Source organism: Streptomyces sp. NPDC093109, assembly GCF_040701725.1.
Classification (GTDB): domain Bacteria; phylum Actinomycetota; class Actinomycetes; order Streptomycetales; family Streptomycetaceae; genus Streptomyces.
Genome location: NZ_JBFBEZ010000015.1, coordinates 106,077 through 125,868, shown reverse-complemented (window position 1 = coordinate 125,868; position 19,792 = coordinate 106,077). Strand labels below are relative to the sequence as shown.

Genomic DNA, 19,792 nt, shown 5'->3' with positions numbered 1-19,792 from the left:
CAGGTCAGAGCGATTGTCAGTGGGGGGCTCTAACGTCGTGGTCATGAATCGGACGGGGGAACGCAGCATGGTGGAACAGGTGCCGGCCCGGGCTCCTGACGCCGCGTCACGCCGAGCGGAGTCGCGGGCCGCGCGGATCACGGCGGGCACGACGGAGCTGGAGCGGCGGCTGACGGATCTGCTGCGCGGCGGGCTGGCCGCGGGCGAGCAGTCGGGGTACGGGGTGTGGGAGGAGACGGCGGCCCGGATGGTCGACGCGCAGGCGCCCGGTCTGGCGAGCCGGGTGCGGGAGTTGGGGGCGATCCCCGGTTCGGGCCCCGGGTGGCCGGCGCGGCTGCTGGAGGAGTCCGCGATGCTGCATCTGCTGAGCACGGCGTGGCAGGGGCGCGACCGGCTGCCGGAGCCACTGGCGGCCACGGTCCGCACCCGGGTCGGCCTCCCGTCGTCCGCCGGGGGCCCGCCGATCCGGGACCACTGGCTGGTGCTCGCGCAGTACGACACGTCCGACGGCAGGCTCGTCACGCGCAGGATCCGGCTGTACGGGCGGGACTCGGGGCGCTCGGCGCTGGTGCTCTCCTTCGGCGCGGCGGGCCGGGCCCCGGCGCTGGAGCTGCCGGTGGGCCTGGTGGTCGACGCCGAGATCGTGCCGCATCCGGGCGCCGGGCAGCTACGGGCCGACTGGGGCGAGCAGTTCAGTGCGCCGGGCCCCATGGTGGAGCCGCCGCCCGGCGGCTCCACGGAGGCGGCGATCGAGGCGTACGGCGCGGCGCTGCCGGCCGATCCCTGGCTGGACGCTGTGCCGGTGACGCTGTGCCGGGTCGTCCCGGTGCCGGGGGCCGGGGGCGGCTGGCAGGTGGCGGACGCGGCGGGCGGGGCCGCGCTGCCCCTCGCGTCCGCCGGGCTGTCCCGCTCCGGGCTGTGGAAGCTAGCGGCGCTCTCCGGCGGCGAACCGGTCACCGTCTTCGGCGAGTTCGGCCACCGCGGCTTCCTCCCGCTGACGGCCTGGGCGGAGGACATACCGGGCCCGGTGCCGCTCACCTGACCGAGGACCAACCCGCTTACGGAGGAGAAGCCGCCCATGACCACCACGTCCCGTGCGACCAGCGGCGCCGCCACGGCCCTCACCACGTCCTGGGAGCAGCTCGTCGTCTCGGCGCTGCTCGGTACGGACCGCCGCCCTCCGCCGACGGATCCGCCGGCCGACGGTCCTGACGCGCCCGTGGCGCTGCTGGACGCCGCCGCGCTCCATACCGTACGGCGCAGGGCAGGACTGCGCCCCGCGCGGGCCGGGCGGCCTCCCGAGGCCGCTCCGTACGACGGCCGGCGGCCGGTGCCTGAGGCGGCCGGGAGGCGGCTCGTGCAGTTGCTCGCCGACCGGTCGGCGGGGGCCGGCGGGGGCCGCCGGGGCGCGGCGCCGGACCTCGGCGAGCTGCTGCCGCAGTGGCTGGCCGCCGCCAACGAGCGCGGCTACCGCGCGCCCGCCGCCGTACTGCCCGCGCTGCTGGACGCCGCCCGCGCGCGTACCGATCTGCGGCCGGGGGCCCTGCTGTTCGCGGGGGTGCGCGGGCGGTGGCTGGCCCGGCTCAACCCCGAGTGGCGCTTCGCGCTGCGCGACGCGTCGGGGGGCGGCGCCCTGCCGGCGGCCCGGGACGCCGAGTCGGTCCGGCGGCTCTGGGCGGAGGGCCTGTTCACCGAGCGGCTCGCGCTGCTGTCCGCCGTACGGGCCGAGGACCCGGCGGCGGCGCGGGAGCTGCTGGCCTCGGCCTGGTCCACCGAGCGCGCCGAGGACCGGCTGCTGTTCCTCGACTCGCTGCGTACCGGGCTCTCCCCGGCGGACGAAGCCTTCCTGGAGGAGGCGTTGTCGGACCGGAGCCGCAACATCCGTGCCACGGCTGCCGAGTTGCTGTCCGCGCTGCCCAACTCCGCGTTCGCGCGCCGGATGGCGGCCCGCGCGGCGACCTGCGTGAGCATGGACCGAACGGGCGGCGGTCAGGTCGTCGCGGTCGAGGCGCCGCATGAGTGCGACGCGGACATGCGGCGCGACGGTGTGGTCCCGACGGCGCCCGCGGGACGGGGCGAACGGTCCTGGTGGCTGGGCCAGTTGGTGGAGGCCGCGCCGCTGGCCACCTGGCCGGCCAGGCTGGGCGGCCGGACTCCGGCGGAGATCGTGGCGCTGCCCGTCCTGGACGACTGGGCGGACGACCTGCACGCCGCCTGGTGCCGGGCGGCCGTCCGGCAGCGGGACGCGCTCTGGTCCGCCGCGCTGCTGGGGCGTGTCGCGGAAGCGGCACCGCACGCACCGGGCCCGCCCACGGCCGCGCCGGCCACCGGACCGGGCACCTTGTCCCTGGCCGAGCGGGCGCGGCTGCTCGCCACGCTGCCGTCCGCCGAACGGTCGGCATGGATCGCCGCGTTCATTTCGGCGCACGGCCTGTCGGAGGCGTTCCAGCTGCTCGGAGTCTGCGCGGTGCCCTGGCCGGAGCCGGTCGGCCGCGCGGTCGTGGACGCCCTGGGCACCGCGCGGGACGAGGGCGGGTACCCATGGAGCTTCAGCGGGGTCATGGGCCTCGCGGAACGCTGTCTGGACCCGGTGGAGGCGGACCGGCTCGCCCTCCTCACGGCCGCGCCCGACCAGCCGGAGGACGCGCGGCACGGCGCGGACGGCTACTGGTCGGAGGCGTTCCAGCGGCTGGCCGCCACGCTGCGGCTGCGCGCGACCCTGCTGACGGAGCTGGCCGGCCCGGACGGTCCGGTGCCTCCCTGACGGGGGCGCGGCGGCCGGCCCTCGCCCGCGGCCGTCACCCCGAGCCGCCACCCCGTGCCGTCACCCCGTGCCGTCACCCCGTGCCGTCACCCCGTGCCGTCACCCCGTGCCGTCACCCCGTGCCGTCACCCCGAGCCGTCACCCCGTGTCGACCCTCTGTCTCCCCGTCACATCCCGGCCGGCTGGCGGAGGTTGGCGTTGACCCAGGCGACGATCGATGTCGTCGTCGCACCCGGAGTGAAGATCTCCGCGACGCCCAGCTCCTTCAGCGGCGCGATGTCGTCCTCGGGGATGATGCCGCCACCGAAGACCTTGATGTCCGCCGCGTCCTTCTCCTTCAGCAGCTCGATCACCTTCGCGAAGAGCGTGTTGTGGGCGCCGGAGAGGATGGAGAGGCCGATCGCGTCGGCGTCCTCCTGGATCGCGGTGTCCACGATCTGCTCGGGCGTCTGGTGCAGGCCCGTATAGATGACCTCCATGCCCGCGTCGCGCAGCGCCCGCGCGATCACCTTCGCTCCTCGGTCGTGACCGTCGAGGCCCGGCTTGGCCACCACCACACGAATCGGACCAGCCACACCCATCACTGCCTCCACGTCGACGGCGCCGTAGTGAACGAACGTTATCCTCAGCATCCCGCAACGCGCGGTTCCGCGGAGGATCCCGAGGGGGAAATCACACCCGGGACATGTCCGCTCCGCGGTGTTCCGAGGCCCTGCCACTCGTGCCGCTCCCGGCCTCTTTCCCCTTCACCCCACGGCAGTTGATCGAACATTTATCGAACGTACGGCCAAGGCTGCGTCCGCGGAGCGCCGAAACACGGCCGAATGCCCGTTTCCTCAACGCGCAAAACCCTCGGAAGATTGTCGCCGTCGCATACCGCCGGGTACAGTCGCGGCCACTGCTTTCCTCCGGGACCCTTCCGATCAGGACGAGTTCCGGACAACCCTGGTTCTGCTTCTGCTGCCGAGGCGAGAGAGAAGTTGGTGAACGACCAGCACGCCCACGCCGGGTACGCCGCACATGACGGTTACCAGAACGGCAGCTACACGCCGGATCCCCTCTTCGGCCACCTTCCGGACGGCTCGGCCGGCCCGGTCGACCAGACCGGAGTCGACCACTCCGGATACGGGACCGGCGGATACGAGAACGCCGGCTACGAGACCGGCGCCACCGGCTATGAGACCGGCGGATACCAGACGGTCACGGCGCCCCCCACGGCGTACGGCACAGGACCGTACGAATCCGGGCAGTGGGACACCGGCGGCAATCCGGTGGCCGGATACGACGTGTACGCGACGCCGCAGTACGACACGAGCGGCCAGTGGGCCACCGCAACCGCCACCGCCGACTCCTCCGGGCAGTGGAACGCGGACAGCTGGACACCGGCGGCTCAGCCGAACGAGTCCGGCGGAACCGGCCAGTTCGACAGCGCGCCGTTCGACAGCACGCACTTCGAGAACGGCCAGTTCGAGAACACGCAGTTCGAGAACACGCAGTTCGACAGCGGCCAGTTCCAGAACGTGACGGTCGACAGCGCCGAGAACACCCAGTTCGGGTACGACCTCCCGGCCCAGTTCGAGACGGCCCAGTTCGACGCCGAGCAGTTCCAGTCCGTGAGCGCGCCCCTCGACTACGAGGCCACCGCCGTATGGACGGCCCCCGCGTACGACACCCCGTACGAGACGGAACCGGCCTCGCAGTACGGCCCCGACGCCGACTACGGCGTCCCGGGCCCGGAGCCTGAACAGGTGTACGGCACCGAGGACGGCGTCGAGCACGCCGCCGCCACGGGCACGCCGGGCGACCAGGACGAGCAGACCGACCATCCCGGCCCTGCCGCCGACCCGGACCTCGCCCCCGAGAACGCCCCCGAGGCCGAGTCGCTGCACATGGCGGCGACCATGGCCGTCCCCACCATCAGCGTCACCCCCCGCACGGTGAGCCGGGCCGGCGGAAGCGGTGGCCGAGGCCGCCGCCGTACCCCCGCCAAGCGCTCCGCACTCCTCACCATCGCCGTTCCCTCCGCCTGTGTGATGGGCGTCGCCGGAATCGCGGCGGCCTCCGTCAGCGGACTCGGCGGCGGCGAGGACGTCAAGGACGACAAGGCGACCACCGCGTCGGCGGCCGACGCCGCCACCGAGAAACCCGCCACCACCGTCGCCGCCAACAAACAGCTCGACACCCAGATCACCACCGCCAGCGCGGGAGCCCGCGACTTCGGCGACCGGGCCAGCCGTACGCAGGAGCGCATCGACCTCCAGGCCCGGCAGGAAGCTGACCGGAAGAAGCGGATCGCTGAGGAAGCACGCAAGGAGGCCGAGCGCCCCAAGTTCGTGCTCCCCGTCTCGCAGCACGGCCTCAGCGCGTACTACGGACAGGCCGGCGTCAACTGGATGTCCGTACACACCGGCATCGACTTCCCGGTGTCGTACGGGACGCCCGTGATGGCCGCGACGGACGGCACCGTACGGACGCAGTACAACAGCGCCTACGGCAACATGGCCATCGTCACCTCCCCCGACGGCACCGAGACCTGGTACTGCCACCTCAGCACCACCAAGCTCCGCTCGGGCTCGGTCAAGGCCGGTGACGTGATCGCCTACTCGGGCAGCTCCGGCAACTCCACCGGACCGCATCTGCACTTCGAGGTACGGCCGGGCGCGGGCTCCGCGGTCGACCCGCTCCAGTGGCTGCGCAGCCACGGCATCGACCCGTCCTGAGCGACGCGAACGACATGAACCGAACGACCGAATCGGGGCCTCCCTCAGGGGGCCCCGATCGGCGTACCGCCCTCCACTTGCCGCTGGAGACTTACCGCTAGAGCTTCTCGACCGGTGCGTAACGCAGCAGCAGCCGCTTGGGCTTGGCGTCCCCGAAGTCGACCGTCACCTGCGCGTCCGCGCCCGTACCCGTCACCGCCATGACCGTGCCGAGGCCGAACTGGTCGTGGGTGACCCGGTCCCCGGTGGCCAGCGAGATCACCGGCTTGTCCGCCGTACGCCGGGTGGCGAACCCCGAGGGGCCGCCGGTCCGCGACCGCGCGGCGGCCGAGGACGACAGCGAGGACGCGATGCCCTGCGTCGGACCCGCCGGGATCTGCGCGCCGGTGCGCTTCCACTCCAGATGCTGTCCCGGGATCTCCTCCAGGAACCGCGACGGCGGGTTGTACGAGGGCTGCCCCCAGGCGCTGCGCATCGACGACCGCGTCAGATAGAGCCGTTCCCGCGCGCGCGTGATGCCGACGTATGCGAGGCGCCGCTCCTCCTCCAGCTCCTTCGTCTGGCCGAGGGAACGCATGTGCGGGAAGACGCCGTCCTCCATGCCGGTCAGGAACACCACGGGGAACTCAAGCCCCTTGGCCGTGTGCAGCGTCATCAGCGTGATGACCCCGGAGCCGTCCTCGTCCTCGTCGGGGATCTGGTCGGAGTCCGCGACGAGCGCGACCTTCTCCAGGAACTCGGCGAGGGTCGGAGTGGCCGCGACAGCGGGGGTGTCGTCCGTGTCGGCCGTCTCCCCTTCGCCCTCGCCCTCGCCGCCCGCCGCCTGGCCGCGTTCCTGCTCGAATTCGAGCGCCACGGCGGCCAGTTCCTGAAGGTTCTCGATCCGGGTCTCGTCCTGCGGGTCGGTCGACGCCTGCAGCTCGGCCAGATACCCGGTCCGTTCGAGCACGGCCTCCAGGACCGTCGCGGGCCCGGCGCCCGACTCGACGATCGTGCGCAGGTCCTCCATCAGCGTGTTGAAGCGCTTGACGGCGTTGGCGGAGCGCGCCGCCATCCCGTACGCCTCGTCCACCCGCCGCAGCGCCTGCGGGAACGTGATCTTCTCCCGGAGGGCGAGCGCGTCGATCATCGCCTCCGCCCGGTCCCCGATGCCGCGCTTGGGCACATTGAGGATCCTGCGCAGCGGTACGTTGTCCTCCGGATTGGCCAGAACCCGCAGGTAGGCCAGCACATCGCGGACTTCCTTGCGCTCGTAGAAGCGCACCCCGCCGACGACCTTGTACGGCAGGCCGACCCGGATGAAGATCTCCTCGAAGACACGCGACTGCGCGTTCGTCCGGTAGAAGACGGCGACGTCGCCCGCCTTGGCGTCGCCCGCGTCCGTCAGCCGGTCGATCTCCTCCGCGACGAACTGCGCCTCGTCGTGCTCCGTGTCGGCGACGTACCCGGTGATCTGCGCGCCGGCGCCCGCGTTCGTCCACAGGTTCTTCGGGCGGCGGCTCTCGTTGCGCTCGATGACCGCGTTGGCGGCGCTGAGGATCGTCTGTGTGGAGCGGTAGTTCTGCTCCAGCAGGATCGTCGTCGCGTCCGGGTAGTCCTCCTCGAACTGGAGGATGTTGCGGATCGTGGCGCCCCGGAACGCGTAGATCGACTGGTCGGCGTCGCCGACGACGCACAGCTCGGCCGGGTCGTGCCCCTCGCCCGAGGGGCCCACCAGCTCGCGTACGAGTGTGTACTGCGCGTGGTTGGTGTCCTGGTACTCGTCCACCAGGACGTGGCGGAAGCGGAGCCGGTAGTGCTCGGCGACGTCGGGGAACGCCTGGAGCAGATGGACGGTGGTCATGATGATGTCGTCGAAGTCCAGGGCGTTGGCCTCGCGCAGCCGGCCCTGGTACATCCGGTACGCCTCGGCGAGCGTCTTCTCGAAGCCGTCAGCGGCCTGGCCGGCGAAGGTCTCCTCGTCGATCAGCTCGTTCTTCAGGTTCGAGATCTTGGCGCTGAACGCCTTGGGCGGATAGCGCTTGGGGTCGAGATCGAGATCACGGCAGACCAGCGCCATCAGCCGCTTGGAGTCGGCCGCGTCGTAGATCGAGAACGACGAGGTGAAGCCGAGCCGCTTCGATTCCCGGCGCAGGATCCGCACACAGGCGCTGTGGAACGTCAGCACCCACATGGCGTTGGCGCGCGCGCCGACGAGGTCGCCGACCCGCTCCTTCATCTCGCCCGCGGCCTTGTTGGTGAAGGTGATCGCCAGTATCTGGCCGGGGTGGACACCGCGGCTGCCCAGCAGATGCGCGATCCGGTGCGTGAGGACCCGCGTCTTGCCGGATCCGGCGCCGGCCACGATGAGCAGCGGCGTGCCGGTGTGCACGACGGCGGCGCGCTGCTCGTCGTTCAGCCCCTCCAGCAGCGCGGCGGGGTCCACGACCGAGCGCGGACTGCCGCCGCGGTGGTACGGGTCGCGCGGCGGCGGCGCGTCGAACACGCCGCCGAACAGGTCGTCGGGCACCTGCTCGGGGGCGTGCTCGTCCTCCTCCTCGGGCGGCGGCGGGTGCGCGTCGCCGGAGGGCTGGAGATCCGCCAGGAAACTGTCGTCAAAGAGGCTGCTCATCGCTTTCCGAGTCTAGGCGGCCACACTGACAGTCCGCGCCCGTCTTCCGATTCGGTCCGCGCCCGTCTCCGCATTCGGTCCGCGCCCCTCGTCACATTCGCCGCCACGCGACCGGGTAACTACCAAGCGTGACGCTATACCCTCCATTGACGCCGCTCGCACCTCACTCCAGCAAATGGTCACGAAAATGTTCCGGGCATATCGACCATCCACCTTCACATCAGCAGCACAACTTGGCTAGCGTGCTCGATCAGGCAGCCCGTAACCCCCTGGCGATCCACGCCAAGCGGGCGGCCCACGCCGAATTCGGCCTCCTCCCAAGGAGGTCCGGAACCGGGGACCCACTCTGCATCACCGGGGTGAATCGGGCCGTACGTCCGCCGTACACCAGGCCCGTAGGGCAGCCTTCCGTTCCGCCCGAACCCGACAGCTAACCCGGTAGGCGGTCCACGGAAGGAGATGCCGACCTTGGCGTCGCATCGCAAGTCGCGCAACCGTAGCGGCGTAGGCACCAACTCCCCCGCCGTCGGGGTCACTACGGCCGCCATCGCCTCGGTCACGCTGCTGTCGACGCAGAGCGCGGGCGCCGCGCCCGCCGAGCCGAACCCCTCGGTCGAAGAGGTACAGAAGAAGGTCAACGACCTGTACCGCCAAGCCGGCGGCGCCACCCAGCAGTTCAGCAAGCCGAAGCCCAGTACGACGAAGGAGAAGCGCACCGTCGACCGGGTGCGCGACAACGTCGTCAAGGGCGCCGACAAGCTGAACGAGGCCCGCCGTACGCTCAGTCCCCAGTCCCCCGCGCAGTTCCGGGACGGCGGCCCCGCCCCGGCCGGCACGCTGATGTTCACGGACCGGACCGCGGACCGGACCGCCGGGCGTCCCCAGCAGAGCGCGCCGCCGCGGCCGACCCAGCCGCCGGTGCCGCGGGTCGCTCCGGTCATACCGGCCGTACCGAACGTACCGCCCGCGCCGCCCGCGCAGCCCGCGCCGCCCGCGCAGCCCGCTCAATCCGTGGCCGGCCCGGAGGAATCGGCCGACCCGCAGGACAACCCGCAGGACCCGCAGGACGACGCACAGTCCGACCCGCAGTCGTCCCTGCGGAACAACAAGGAAACCGTCCAGAAGAAGCTGGCCGACGCGCGTGCCCTGCTGTCGAAGGCGACATCGGGTGAGCAGGCGCGGCTGGCCGCGCTGGAGCGCCTGAAGCAGGAGCGCGAACAGGAAGAGGAAGAAGCCCGCCGCCGGGCGGAGACACAGGCCCAGGCACAGGCTCAGGCGCAGGCCCAGGCGCAGATCGAGGCCCAGGTCCAGGCCCGTGCCCAGGCCCAGGCGGCAGCCGAGGCGCGCGCCGCCGCGGAGGCCGCCGAGTGGGAGCGCCAGGAGCGTCAGGAGCGTCAGGAGCAGCAGGGCCGGCCGGACGCGATCGCCGCCGCGGGCGCGGTCACGGGCCGGGTCACGGCCGCGGGCACGAGCACGGACCCGGGCGCCGGCGCCGGCGCGGACGCGGACGTGGTCGCCACCGCGGGCACGACGGGTACGGGTACGGGTACGGCCGCCGCGCCCGGCAACAGCTACGCCACCAAGGCGGCGAAGGTCCTCGCCTTCGCCCGCGCCCAGATCGGCAAGCCGTACGTGTGGGGCGCCTCGGGCCCCAGTTCGTACGACAGCTCGGGCCTGACCCAGGCCGCCTGGAAGGTGGCCGGCGTCGAGCTGCCGCGCACCACCTGGGATCAGGTCAACACCGGCACCCGCGTCGCGACGGACGATCTCCTCCCCGGTGATCTCGTCTTCTTCTACGACGACGTCAGCCACGCGGGCATCTACATCGGTGACGGCATGATGATCCACGCGCCCAAGCCGGGCGCGAACGTCCGCGAGGAGTCGATCTACTACCTGCCGATCTTCGGCAGCGTCCGCCCGGCCTGACCGGCGGTCCACGCACGGACCCGACCGGCGGCGATATCCACGCCGGTCGGGTCCGGAGCGTGGTGATCAGGTCGGCGCCATCCCCGGAAGCATTCCGATCGCAAACCGCTACGGAATCACCACCTCCGGCCAATATCGCTCCGCCGATGCCGGACCGTGACCTTTCCCTTTAGCGTCCTTCTCCAGGCGGCCCGAATCCGTACCGCCCACCCGCATGGACAGCCATGTGGACATGGACAGAAGGACGAGGACGCCCCCGTGGCAGCGCACCGCAAACCCAGAAGGCGCCCGCTCTCCGGCCAGGGCGGTGCGAACGGTGCGACCCGTACCGCCCGCACCGTCCGTACGGCGGCCACGCTCGCGCTCGCGGGGGCCGCCACCGCGACCGCCGCGGGCGCTCCCGCGCACGCCACGCCCCGGCCCACGGCCGCGCAGGTGAAGGCCGAGGTGGACCGGCTGTACCAGCAGGCGGAGACCGCCACGGAGCGGTACAACGGCGTGAAGGTGAAGGCGGACGAGGCCCGTACCTCACTGGCCCGCCTGCGGGACGAGGCCGCCCGCCGGACGGAGCGGCTCAACACCTCGCGCGACGCGCTCGGTTCCGTCGCCGCCGCGCAGTACCGCTCCGGCGGCCTCGACCCCGCCGTACAGCTCGGTCTCAGCTCGAAGCCCGAGACGTACCTCGAAGGAGCGTCGCTGGCCGAACTGGCGGGCACCCGGCAGGCGGCCATGATCACCGGGATCCGCGGAGAGCTCGGGCAGCTCGCCGGGCTGCGCGCGCGGGCCGACGAGCGGATCAAGGATCTCGGGGCGCGCAGGGCGGAACTGGCCCGGCACAAGGCCACCGTCCAGAAGAAGATCGGCGCCGCCCAGCGGCTGCTGGACCGGCTCTCCGCCGCGCAGCGCGCCGACTACGACGGACAGCGGCAGGGCGCCGACGGCGGCGGTACGCCGGAGCGGCCGGCCGGGAGCGCGCCGGCGCCGAACGCCCGGGCCGCGGCGGCGGTCGCCTTCGCGTACGGCGCGATCGGCAAGCCGTACGTCTGGGGCTCGACCGGGCCGGGATCGTTCGACTGCTCGGGGCTGACCCAGGCGGCGTGGCGCGCGGCAGGGGTCTCCCTGCCCCGGACCACTTACACCCAGATCAACGCGGGGCAGCGCGTGAGCCGCGACCGGCTCGCCCCTGGTGACCTGGTGTTCTTCTTCTCCGGCGTCAGCCATGTGGGGATCTATGTCGGGGGCGGGCAGATGATCCACGCCCCGCGCCCCGGCTCGGCGGTCAAGCTCGCGCCGATCGACCAGATGCCGTTCGCGGGCGCCGCCCGGCCCGCGTAACGCCGGCCGGGTGCGCAGCCGCTCCCGCTTGGCCCGTACGGACCACTCACGGGCCCGTCGGAGTGCCCCGCCCCCTGCCGCGCGCCACCATGAGCGGCAGGGGGAGCCGGAGAGAGGTGCCGCCCGTGAGAGCCATGAACTCCGTGAGCTCCATGAGAACCGTGCGAACCGTGCGACGCGCCACCGCCCTTCGTGCCACCGGTCTCGTCGTGGGGTCGCTCTTCGTGCTGGCTCCCGTCGGCGTCACGCCCGAGGGCTGCGGCGAGCTCTCCGGCGGGCGGCTCTGCGTCGAGGGGCCGATCGGCGGCGCGGGCACCTTCACCACCCGTTACGTCCAGCGCCCGGGCCGCCCCGGGGTCTCCGTACGCCTCGGATACCAGCGCAAGGACGACCGGATCACCGCGTTCCCCGGGTGGTTCGGTACGCGGACGACCCGGCAGGGGCGTGCCGAGCTGACCGGCGCGCTCGACACCGAGCCCGGGGAGTGCGTCCGGGGCCTCATGGAGGACGACCAGGAGCGGCTCTACGTGACCTCCTGGCGCTGCTCGTAGCCGGCTGAGCAGCCGCTACGTAGCCGCTAATCGGCCGCACCACCGCCGTCCGGGAGCACGTCCGGTACGTGGAGCAGCGTCACCCGCTGCGCGCCGTTCGCCTCGCCCGGGTGCGCACTGGTCATCTCCAGCCGGATCCGGGAGCCGGTGACCCGGTCGAAGGTGATGACCGTCGGATCGCCGGAGGCGGTGGCCCAGGTGACGCTCTGGTGCCGTACGGCGGCGTACCGGTCCCCGTCCCAGTAGGAGACGGTGATCGAGGCGGGCAGGGTGTGCCGTGCGCCGAGGGTGAAGGTGACCTCGACCGAGTCGAAGGTACGGGCGCCGGGCCAGGCCACGGATATCCAGTCGGCGGGGCGGGCGCCGCTGAAGGCGGGCAGCAGGGCGGTGGCCGCCTTGGTGAAGGCGTTGGACCAGGCGGTGTCGGGGGAGCCGTCGAGCAGGGCGGCGGGCAGGGTGTCGGTCGCCCCGGAGTAGCTCGCGTCGGCCACCGGGCCGCTGGGCGCGTCGGGTCCCGGCTCGGGCGCGAAGGTACGGGGCGGGGTCGTCGACGCGTCGCGGGCGGCCGTGGCGCGCACGGTCGCCGTGGCGGTGCGCAGCCCGTCCGCGCGGACGGTGAGCGTGACCGGGCCGGCTTCCGTGCCGGCGCGGACGATGGCGAGGGCCTTGCCGTGGAAGGCGGTCCTGGTGGCGGCCTGGTAGCGCTCGGCGCTCTCCTGGCGCCCGTTGTCGAGACCGGCCAGGGAGCCGCCGGTGACCGTGAAGGTGAGGAGGTGGCCGGCGTCGGGCACCACCACGCCGTGGTCGTCGATGACTTCGGCGGTGACGAAGCAGAGGGCGCGGCCGTCCGCGTCGAGGCGGGTGCGGTCCGGGGTGAGACGTACGGTGTAGGGCCGTCCGGCGGTGCGCAGCACGTCCGTGGCCACCGTACGGCCGTCGCGCCGGGCGACGGCCTTCAGCACGCCGGGCGCGAAGGGGACACGCCAGCTGAGGTGCAGCTTGCCCGCGCTGCCGTTGGGGCTGGTGTAACTGCCGGGGTAGGGGCCCGAGGTGACCGTACGGTCGTCGCCGGTGGCCTCGGTCGTCTCCAGATAGGCCCGGCCGTCGGTGGTCTTCTTGGTGTCGAAGCTCCGCACGCCCAGGGACACGCCGTTGAGGAACAGTTCCACCGACTCCGTGTTGGCGTAGGCCCAGACCTCGACGGTCTCGCCGCGCCGGTGGCCGGTCCAGTCCATGGGCAGCAGATGGACCATGGGCCGGTCGCTCCACTGGCTCCGGAAGAGGTGGTACATGTCCTTGGGGAGGCCGGCCGTGTCCATCGCGCCGAAGAACGACGCCTTCACCGGGAACACGTTGTACGGGGTGGGTTCGCCGATGTAGTCGATGCCGGTCCAGAGGAACTGCCCGGCGAAGAACCGGCGGTCGCGGTCCTTCTTCAGCCCGTACTCGCCGCTCATCGTCCAGGAGGAGAGGTTGTTGTCGTAGCTGGAGGTGGCGCGCCGGCCGGGGGTGTGGTTCTCCCCGGTGTTGAGGTGTTCCGGCTCCTGGTAGGTGCCCCGGGTGGAGGTCTGGGAGGAGGATTCGGACTCGAAGAGGAAGAGGTGCGGGTAGCGCGCGTGCAGGGCGTCGACCGACGCGGCCGTGTTGTAGTTCAGGCCGAGGCCGTCGAGTTTGGCGAGCATCAGGTCGGCCGCCGAGCCGACGGCGGGCAGGGAGCGGTACTTGTCCGAGCCGATCACCACGGGCCGGGTGTCGTCGAGCGCGCGGACGCCGTCGATGAGGCGCTGTGCCATGTCCAGGCCGGCGGTGCTGGTGGAGTCGGTGATCTCGTTGCCGATGGACCACATCACGACGGCGGGCGAGTTGCGGGCGGCGCGGACCATCTCGGCGATGTCGGCGTCGCTGTGGGTGTCGAAGAAACGGGCGTAGTCGTAGGTGGTCTTACGGGTGCGCCAGCAGTCGAACGCCTCGACCATCATGATGATGCCGAGCCGCTCGCAGGCCCTGATCAGCTCGGGCGAGGGCGGGTTGTGCGAGGAGCGGTACGCGTTGACGCCCATGGACTTCATCAGGGTGAGCTGGCGGACGATCGCGTCCTCGTGGGTGGCGGCGCCGAGCGCGCCCAGGTCGTGGTGGAGGTTGACGCCCCGGATCTTGGTGTACGCGCCGTTGAGGGAGAACCCGGTGGCGGGGTCGATGGTGACGTACCGGAATCCGAAGGTGGTGCGGTCCGTGTCGAGGGTGTCGCGGCCGGACCGCAGCTCGGTGTCCAGGGTGTAGAGGCGCGGGGTGTCGAAGGACCACAGCTGGGGCCGGACGACGGTCATCTCCAGCTCGGCGGTGCCCGGTGCGTGCGGCTGGGTGGCGAGCGGGGCGGTCGCCCGGGCGACGGTGCGGCCGGCCGGGTCGCGGACCGTGGTGACGACGGTGACCGGGCGGGCGGCGGCGGACTCGTTCATGATCTCGACGCGGGCGCGGACGGTGGCGTGGCCGTCGCCGATCGTCTCGGCGAGGCCGGGCGTCGTCACGTACGTACCCCAGCGCCGTACGTGTACGGGGTCGGTGACGACCAGCCGGGCGCGGCGGTGGATGCCGCTGCCGGAGTACCAGCGGCTGCTGGGGAGCCTGTTGCGCACTTCTACGGCGATGACGTTGGCGGTGGTGCCGTCGGTGTGCAGCAGATCGGTGAGGTCGAGGGCGAACCCGGTGTAGCCGTAGGGGTGGTTGCCGACGAGGATGCCGTTGCAGTGGACGTTCGCGTCCATGTAGACGCCGTCGAACTCGACGGAGATCCGGCGTCCCGCGAGGGCGGGCGGCAGGGTGAACGTGTTGCGGTACCAGCCGAGGCCGCCGGGGAAGAAGCCGGTGCCGGAGGTGGTGCCGGAGCCGGCGGTGGGGGCGAGTTCGATACTCCAGTCGTGCGGCACCTGGACCGCGCGCCAGCCGGTGTCGTCGTAGCCGGGCTGGGCTGCGGTGGCGAAGGCCCCGGTCGGATCGGTGATGCCGGCGGGGTTGGCGAGGGCGAACCGCCAGCCGTCGGTGAGTTCGATGGTCCTGACGGGGGTGGTGCGCGGGTCCGGCGCGGGTAAGACGACCGCGCCGTGGGCGGCGTTCGCGGTTCCCGGGGCGAGCGCGCCGGCCAGCGGAGCGGCGGTGCCGGCGATCAGAAGCGTCCTGCGTGGAACCGTCAAGGTGTTCTCCCTCGGTAGGCGCGCGCGACACCACACAGGGCATCAACCGGCGCCGACCTCGGTCAAGAGGCGCGCACCACGTTTCCCCATGGACATGCCACGGGGGTCGCGTGGCCGGGCTCCGGCCGGTCCGCTCAGACCAGCCTGCGGGCCGTCGCCCAGCGGGTCAGCTCGTGCCGGTTGGAGAGCTGGAGCTTGCGCAGAACGGCGGACACATGCGACTCGACGGTCTTCACCGAGATGAAGAGCTGCTTGGCGATCTCCTTGTACGCGTATCCGCGCGCGATCAGCCGCAGCACCTCGCGCTCCCGCTGGGTGAGCCGGTCCAGGTCCTCGTCCACCGGCGGTGCGTCCGTCGACGCGAAGGCGTCCAGTACGAAGCCGGCGAGCCGCGGCGAGAAGACCGCGTCGCCCTCCTGGACCCGGAAGACGGAGTCCACCAGATCCGTGCCGGTGATCGTCTTGGTGACATAGCCCCGGGCGCCGCCCCTGATCACCCCGATGACGTCCTCGGCCGCGTCGGAGACCGACAGCGCCAGGAACCGCACCGGGTTCTCCACGGCGCCCATCAGGGGCGCGCAGCGGCGCAGCACCTCCACACCGCCGCCGCCCGGCAGATGGACATCGAGCAGCACGACCTCGGGACGGGTCGTGTTGATCACGGTGACCGCCTGGTCGACATCGGGCGCCTCACCGACGACCTCGACGCCCGTCACCTCCGTACGCCCGATCTCGGCCCGCACTCCGGTGCGGAACATGCGGTGGTCGTCGACGAGCACGACCCGCACGCGCCGGCCGTCGCCCGGCTGCTCCCCGTCGCTCGCCCCGGGAGTGGATCCGGCCTGTACGCCCTCGCTCATGGTCTCTGCCCCTCGCCCTCGTCGCTCCGCCGCCCGTGCGGCACGCTCTCGTACGGTACGGGCCCGCCGCCAGTGCTGTGACCGGAAAGGTTCACCGGCTCGCGACGCCCGGCACGGCGCCTCGCCGCGTTGTCGGAGTCGGCCAAGTACGTCCAGTACGAGGCCGATCCTCCGCCTTGCGACGCACCGCACCGGACGCCGCGAGCCCACGGCAAACCTTTCCGGCCCTAGCGACCGGAACCCACCGGCCCGACCCCACCCGGCCGGCCCTCACCCTGCCTCCCTCACTCGGCCCGCTCCATCTCCAGCTCGACCTCCGTACCACCGCCGGGGGCCGCGGACAGCCGGGCCGAGCCGCCGTTGCGCTGCATGCGGCCGATGATCGACTCCCGTACTCCCATCCGGTCGTCGGGCACCGCGTCCAGGTCGAACCCGGGGCCGCGGTCGCGTACGGAGATGAAGACCGTGCGCCCCTCCACCTCGGCGAACACCTGCACCGCGCCCCCCTCGCCGCCGTACTTGGCTGCGTTGACCATGGCCTCGCGCGCCGCCTGTATCTGCGCGGCCAGCTTCTCGTCGAGCGGGCAGTCGCCGACGACCACCACCTCGATCGGCACCCCGTGGTAGTCCTCCACCTCGGCCGCCGTGCGCTTGACCGCCTCGGCGAGGGTGCTGGGCTCGTCCTCCTCGTCCTTGCCCGTGCCCTCCGGCCGGTAGAGCCAGGCGCGCAGCTCGCGCTCCTGGGCCCGGGCGAGCCGGCGGACCTCGCCCGGCTCGTCGGCGTTGCGCTGGATGAGGGTGAGGGTGTGCAGCACGGAGTCATGGACATGCGCGGCGACCTCGGCGCGCTCCTGCGCCCTGATCCGCATCAGCCGCTCCTCGGAGAGGTCCTGGGTCATCCGTACGAGCCAGGGCCCGCCGAGCAGCGCCACCCCGGCCACGACTGCGATCGCGCCCGTCAGCACGTTGCCGAACTGGGCGGCCGAGCCGCGCACCACCATGAACACGGCCAGCCCGAGGCCGACCAGGGCGACCCCCGCGACCCCGCGCGCCAGCTGGAACGCCCGGCGGCTCCGGCCCACCTCGGCCCAGCGGGCGCGACGCGCGTTGTCCGCCTGGCGCCAGACCAGGACGATGCCCACGCCGATCAGCAGCGCCGGCCATATGTAGCGGTCGGCCTGGCTGCGGCCGAGGCTGACGTTCCCGATAAAGGTGCCCGCGCTGACGACCAGCGCGATCAGCGCGAAGATCTGTCCCTTGTCCGGCTTGCGGAGCCGGCGTCTGCCGTCGGGGCTGATCTCGAAGACGGAGCGCGCCTCGGCCGCCGTACCGCCCACACCGAGCGGCACGACGATCCAGAAGACCGCGTAGAGCAGGGCGCCGAGTCCCTGCGTGAAGAAGAGGATGAGGAAGACCATCCGCACCCAGATCACCGGCAGCCCGAGATGCCCGGCGAGCCCGCGGGCCACCCCGCCGAGCAGCCGGCCGTCCGCGCTGCGGTACAGCTTGCGCGCCTGCGGCTCCTCCGGCGCTGAGGCACGGGAGGAGGAGGTCGCGGCGGCACGAGGCGGAGCGGCTGGCATGTCACCGATGGTCACACGGCGGATGGCGCGAGGGCATCAGGGTCGTGCCCCTGACGCGACCCTGATCCGGCCCCGAGGGGGTCCGGGGAGCAATATCAGGGACAGTCCGGGGTCGGTGCGGCTGGAGCCGGGGCGCCCGCACCCCCACCATGGACATATGAGCCAGCCGCCGCCTCCGCCGCCCCCCGCGCCTCCTTCGGCGCCGGGTTCCGCTTCGGCCTCCGCGTCGCCTCCGCCCGGTTCCGCGCCCGCACTCACGCAGTTGCGCCGCAGCCCGCGGCAGAAGGTGTTCGCCGGGGTCTGCGGCGGGCTGGGCAGATACTGCGAGATCGATCCGGTCATCTTCCGGATCGTGATAGGCGTGCTCACGGTCACGGGGGGCATCGGGCTGATTTTCTACGGCTTCGCCTGGCTGCTCATCCCGCTGGAGGGCGACGAGGAGAACGAGGCCCGCAGGCTGCTGTCCGGCCGGGTCGACGGCGCCTCGCTGATCGCCGTGCTGCTCGCGCTGATCGGCTGCGGGCTGTTCCTGTCGATGCTGGGCAACGGGGAGACGCTGAGCTTCGCCGGGCTGCTGTCCATAGCTGTCGTCGGGGCGGCCGTCTGGTCCCAGCGCCGCCACGGCGCCCCGGCGGACGGCGCGCCGCTCGACCCGGCCTCGGCCCACACGGTGGCGGAGGCCCCCCCGGAGACCATGGCTCCCCCGGCGCCCGGCACGTACTCGTGGTGGCGGGACCCGATCGTCAAGGACGGCCGGACCGGTTGGGGCCAGGGAAGCTGGGGTCCGGTCGGCACGGACTATCTCTGGGGCCCCGACGGCTCGGGCGTCACGATGCAGGCGCAGCCGTGGGGCTGGCACCCGAACGCGGCCTCGGGGGCGAGCCCGTTCCGCCCCCGGGGTCCGCGCGGGATAGCGGGCCCGGTCTTCCTGCTCGCCGTGCTGGCGGTCGCGCTGGGCGCGGGCCTGTCCTGGCGGAGCCATCCGTTCGGTACGAGCATGGAGATCGGTCTGGCCGCCGGGCTCGCGGTCTTCGGGCTCGGCCTGGTGGTGAGCAGCTTCCTGGGGCGTACCGGCTTCGGCACGATCCTGCTGGCGGTGATCACGGCCGGGTTGCTGGCGGGGGCGTCGGTGGTCCCGAAGGACATCACCACCCAGTGGCGCGAGCCGCGCTGGACGGCGTCCTCGGTAGCCGCCGTCCAGCCGCGCTACCAGCTGGGTTCCGGCCTGGGCACGCTGGATCTGAGCGGGTTGACGGTCCCGAGGGGGACGACGGTCAGCACCTCAGCCAGGGTGGCCGCCGGGCAGTTGAAGGTTGTCGTACCGGAGGGAGTGACCGTGCGGGTGAAGGCCGCGGCGACATTCGGGGCCATCCGGTTCCCCGGGGATCCCAAGGAGAACATCGAGATCGCGAACAACCTGAGCCGGCAGCGCACCATGACTCCGGAGACGGACGCGGCGCGGTCCGGCACTCTGGACCTGACCCTCGAAGTGGGCTTCGGCCAGGTGGAGGTGGCTCGTGCCGCGTCATGACTTCAGGCCGGGCCGACTGGTCGTGGGGCTGACGGCGCTGGGCGCGGCCGTGCCGTATCTGGGCGACGCCGCCGGTGCCTGGCGGGCGCCGTGGTTCACGGCGTTCGCGGTGATGTTCTGCGGCCTGTTCCTGGCGTCCCTGGTGACCTGGGTGGCCTATCTGATACGGCGGCGCCGCCCGGCCAGGACGGCGTCCAGCGAGAACGCCGGGGCACCGGCGAGCACGAGCGGCAGCCACGCCATCAAGTAGATGAGGTCGTTGCCGTAGTAGTACGGGTCGCTCTGCCAGCTCACGGTCAGCCACAGGCTGAGTGAGATGAGGGCGCCACCGAACGCGGCGAGCCGGGCGAACACCCCGAAGAGGGTGCCGAGTCCCACGGCCAGTTCGCCGAGCGCGATGGCGTAGCCGAACCCGGCCGGGCTCTTGAGCGCCAGGTCCACCAGGGCCGGGATGGCCGACGTGTCCCGTACGTTGCGCATCAGCTCGCCGACCGACCCCGTCCCGGTGGCGGCGAAGAAGCCGCCCTGGGTGAGCTTGTCGATCCCCGCGTAGATGAAGGTGATGCCGAGGAACAGCCGCAGCGGGAGCAGCGCGTGCCGCGCCGCGCTCTCGCGCAGGCCACCCCGGTCACCGCCGCCTCCGACGCCCAGCCCGTAGGTATCCGTCCGGTAGCCATACGTCATCGCCGGTCCACCTCTCGCCTGTCCGTCCGCGCGTAC

13 protein-coding genes, 1 pseudogene and 1 riboswitch are annotated in these 19,792 nt (G+C 72.4%); of the genes and pseudogenes, 8 read left to right on the top strand and 6 right to left on the bottom strand.

The features are described from left to right. Positions 1–94: 94 nt before the first annotated feature. Together AB0389_RS16930 and AB0389_RS16925 are read left to right on the top strand one after the other, a co-directional pair. A pseudogene (locus AB0389_RS16930) lies at positions 95–1,042 on the top strand (SWIM zinc finger family protein); the annotation flags it as partial. Positions 1,043–1,078: 36 nt separating this feature from the next. Beyond that, positions 1,079–2,764 carry a DUF5691 domain-containing protein gene (locus tag AB0389_RS16925; protein WP_366396162.1) on the top strand — a complete coding sequence of 562 codons (1,686 nt, stop codon included), beginning with the start codon at positions 1,079–1,081 and terminating at the stop codon, positions 2,762–2,764. A 167-nt stretch (positions 2,765–2,931) separates the two neighbouring features. Here AB0389_RS16925 and AB0389_RS16920 read toward each other — a convergent pair whose 3' ends face one another. Beyond that, complete coding sequence (locus AB0389_RS16920; RefSeq protein WP_366396161.1) at positions 2,932–3,345, bottom strand: cobalamin B12-binding domain-containing protein; 414 nt, start codon at positions 3,343–3,345, stop codon at positions 2,932–2,934. A 402-nt stretch (positions 3,346–3,747) separates the two neighbouring features. Between AB0389_RS16920 and AB0389_RS16915 the strand changes: the two genes are divergently transcribed. Then, positions 3,748–5,484 carry a peptidoglycan DD-metalloendopeptidase family protein gene (locus tag AB0389_RS16915; protein ID WP_366396160.1) on the top strand — a complete coding sequence of 579 codons (1,737 nt, stop codon included), beginning with the start codon at positions 3,748–3,750 and terminating at the stop codon, positions 5,482–5,484. 97 nt (positions 5,485–5,581) lie between these two features. On the opposite strand, the gene pcrA is transcribed toward AB0389_RS16915, so the two are convergent. Then, on the bottom strand, positions 5,582–8,095 hold the full coding sequence (gene pcrA / locus AB0389_RS16910) for a DNA helicase PcrA (RefSeq protein ID WP_366396159.1): 2,514 nt from the start codon (positions 8,093–8,095) through the stop codon (positions 5,582–5,584). A gap of 288 nt (positions 8,096–8,383) precedes the next feature. Next, positions 8,384–8,556, top strand: a riboswitch (cyclic di-AMP (ydaO/yuaA leader). Between pcrA and AB0389_RS16905 the strand changes: the two genes are divergently transcribed. The 3 genes from AB0389_RS16905 to AB0389_RS16895 all read left to right on the top strand — a co-directional run bounded on the left by AB0389_RS16905 (position 8,555) and on the right by AB0389_RS16895 (position 11,907). Continuing rightward, positions 8,555–10,021 (top strand): C40 family peptidase, encoded by a 1,467-nt coding sequence (locus AB0389_RS16905; protein ID WP_366396158.1) that lies wholly within the window; start codon positions 8,555–8,557, stop codon positions 10,019–10,021. Its footprint overlaps the riboswitch before it by 2 nt. A gap of 258 nt (positions 10,022–10,279) precedes the next feature. Beyond that, entirely contained in the window at positions 10,280–11,356 is a 1,077-nt protein-coding gene (locus AB0389_RS16900; protein ID WP_366396157.1) for an NlpC/P60 family protein, read from the top strand. A 170-nt stretch (positions 11,357–11,526) separates the two neighbouring features. Then, positions 11,527–11,907, top strand: coding sequence for a hypothetical protein (locus AB0389_RS16895; protein ID WP_366396156.1), 381 nt, complete (start codon positions 11,527–11,529; stop codon positions 11,905–11,907). A gap of 26 nt (positions 11,908–11,933) precedes the next feature. Here the strand turns inward: AB0389_RS16895 and AB0389_RS16890 are convergent, their stop codons facing one another. The 3 genes from AB0389_RS16890 to AB0389_RS16880 all read right to left on the bottom strand — a co-directional run bounded on the left by AB0389_RS16890 (position 11,934) and on the right by AB0389_RS16880 (position 17,541). Beyond that, positions 11,934–15,098, bottom strand: a complete 3,165-nt coding sequence (locus AB0389_RS16890) for a glycoside hydrolase family 2 TIM barrel-domain containing protein (RefSeq protein WP_366396155.1) — start codon at positions 15,096–15,098, stop codon at positions 11,934–11,936. Between the two features lie 134 nt (positions 15,099–15,232). Then, a complete protein-coding gene (locus AB0389_RS16885) occupies positions 15,233–15,958 on the bottom strand; it encodes a response regulator transcription factor (RefSeq protein ID WP_366396154.1) in 726 nt (241 codons plus the stop codon). Between the two features lie 284 nt (positions 15,959–16,242). Beyond that, positions 16,243–17,541, bottom strand: coding sequence for a PspC domain-containing protein (locus tag AB0389_RS16880; RefSeq protein WP_366396153.1), 1,299 nt, complete (start codon positions 17,539–17,541; stop codon positions 16,243–16,245). Between the two features lie 157 nt (positions 17,542–17,698). Between AB0389_RS16880 and AB0389_RS16875 the strand changes: the two genes are divergently transcribed. Continuing rightward, entirely contained in the window at positions 17,699–19,072 is a 1,374-nt protein-coding gene (locus tag AB0389_RS16875; protein WP_366396152.1) for a PspC domain-containing protein, read from the top strand. Next, entirely contained in the window at positions 19,059–19,322 is a 264-nt protein-coding gene (locus AB0389_RS16870) for a hypothetical protein (RefSeq protein ID WP_366396151.1), read from the top strand. The genes AB0389_RS16875 and AB0389_RS16870 overlap by 14 nt, the downstream gene beginning before the upstream one ends. On the opposite strand, the gene AB0389_RS16865 is transcribed toward AB0389_RS16870, so the two are convergent. Then, complete coding sequence (locus tag AB0389_RS16865) at positions 19,229–19,756, bottom strand: DoxX family protein (RefSeq protein WP_366396150.1); 528 nt, start codon at positions 19,754–19,756, stop codon at positions 19,229–19,231. The genes AB0389_RS16870 and AB0389_RS16865 overlap by 94 nt on opposite strands. Positions 19,757–19,792 lie beyond the last annotated feature (36 nt).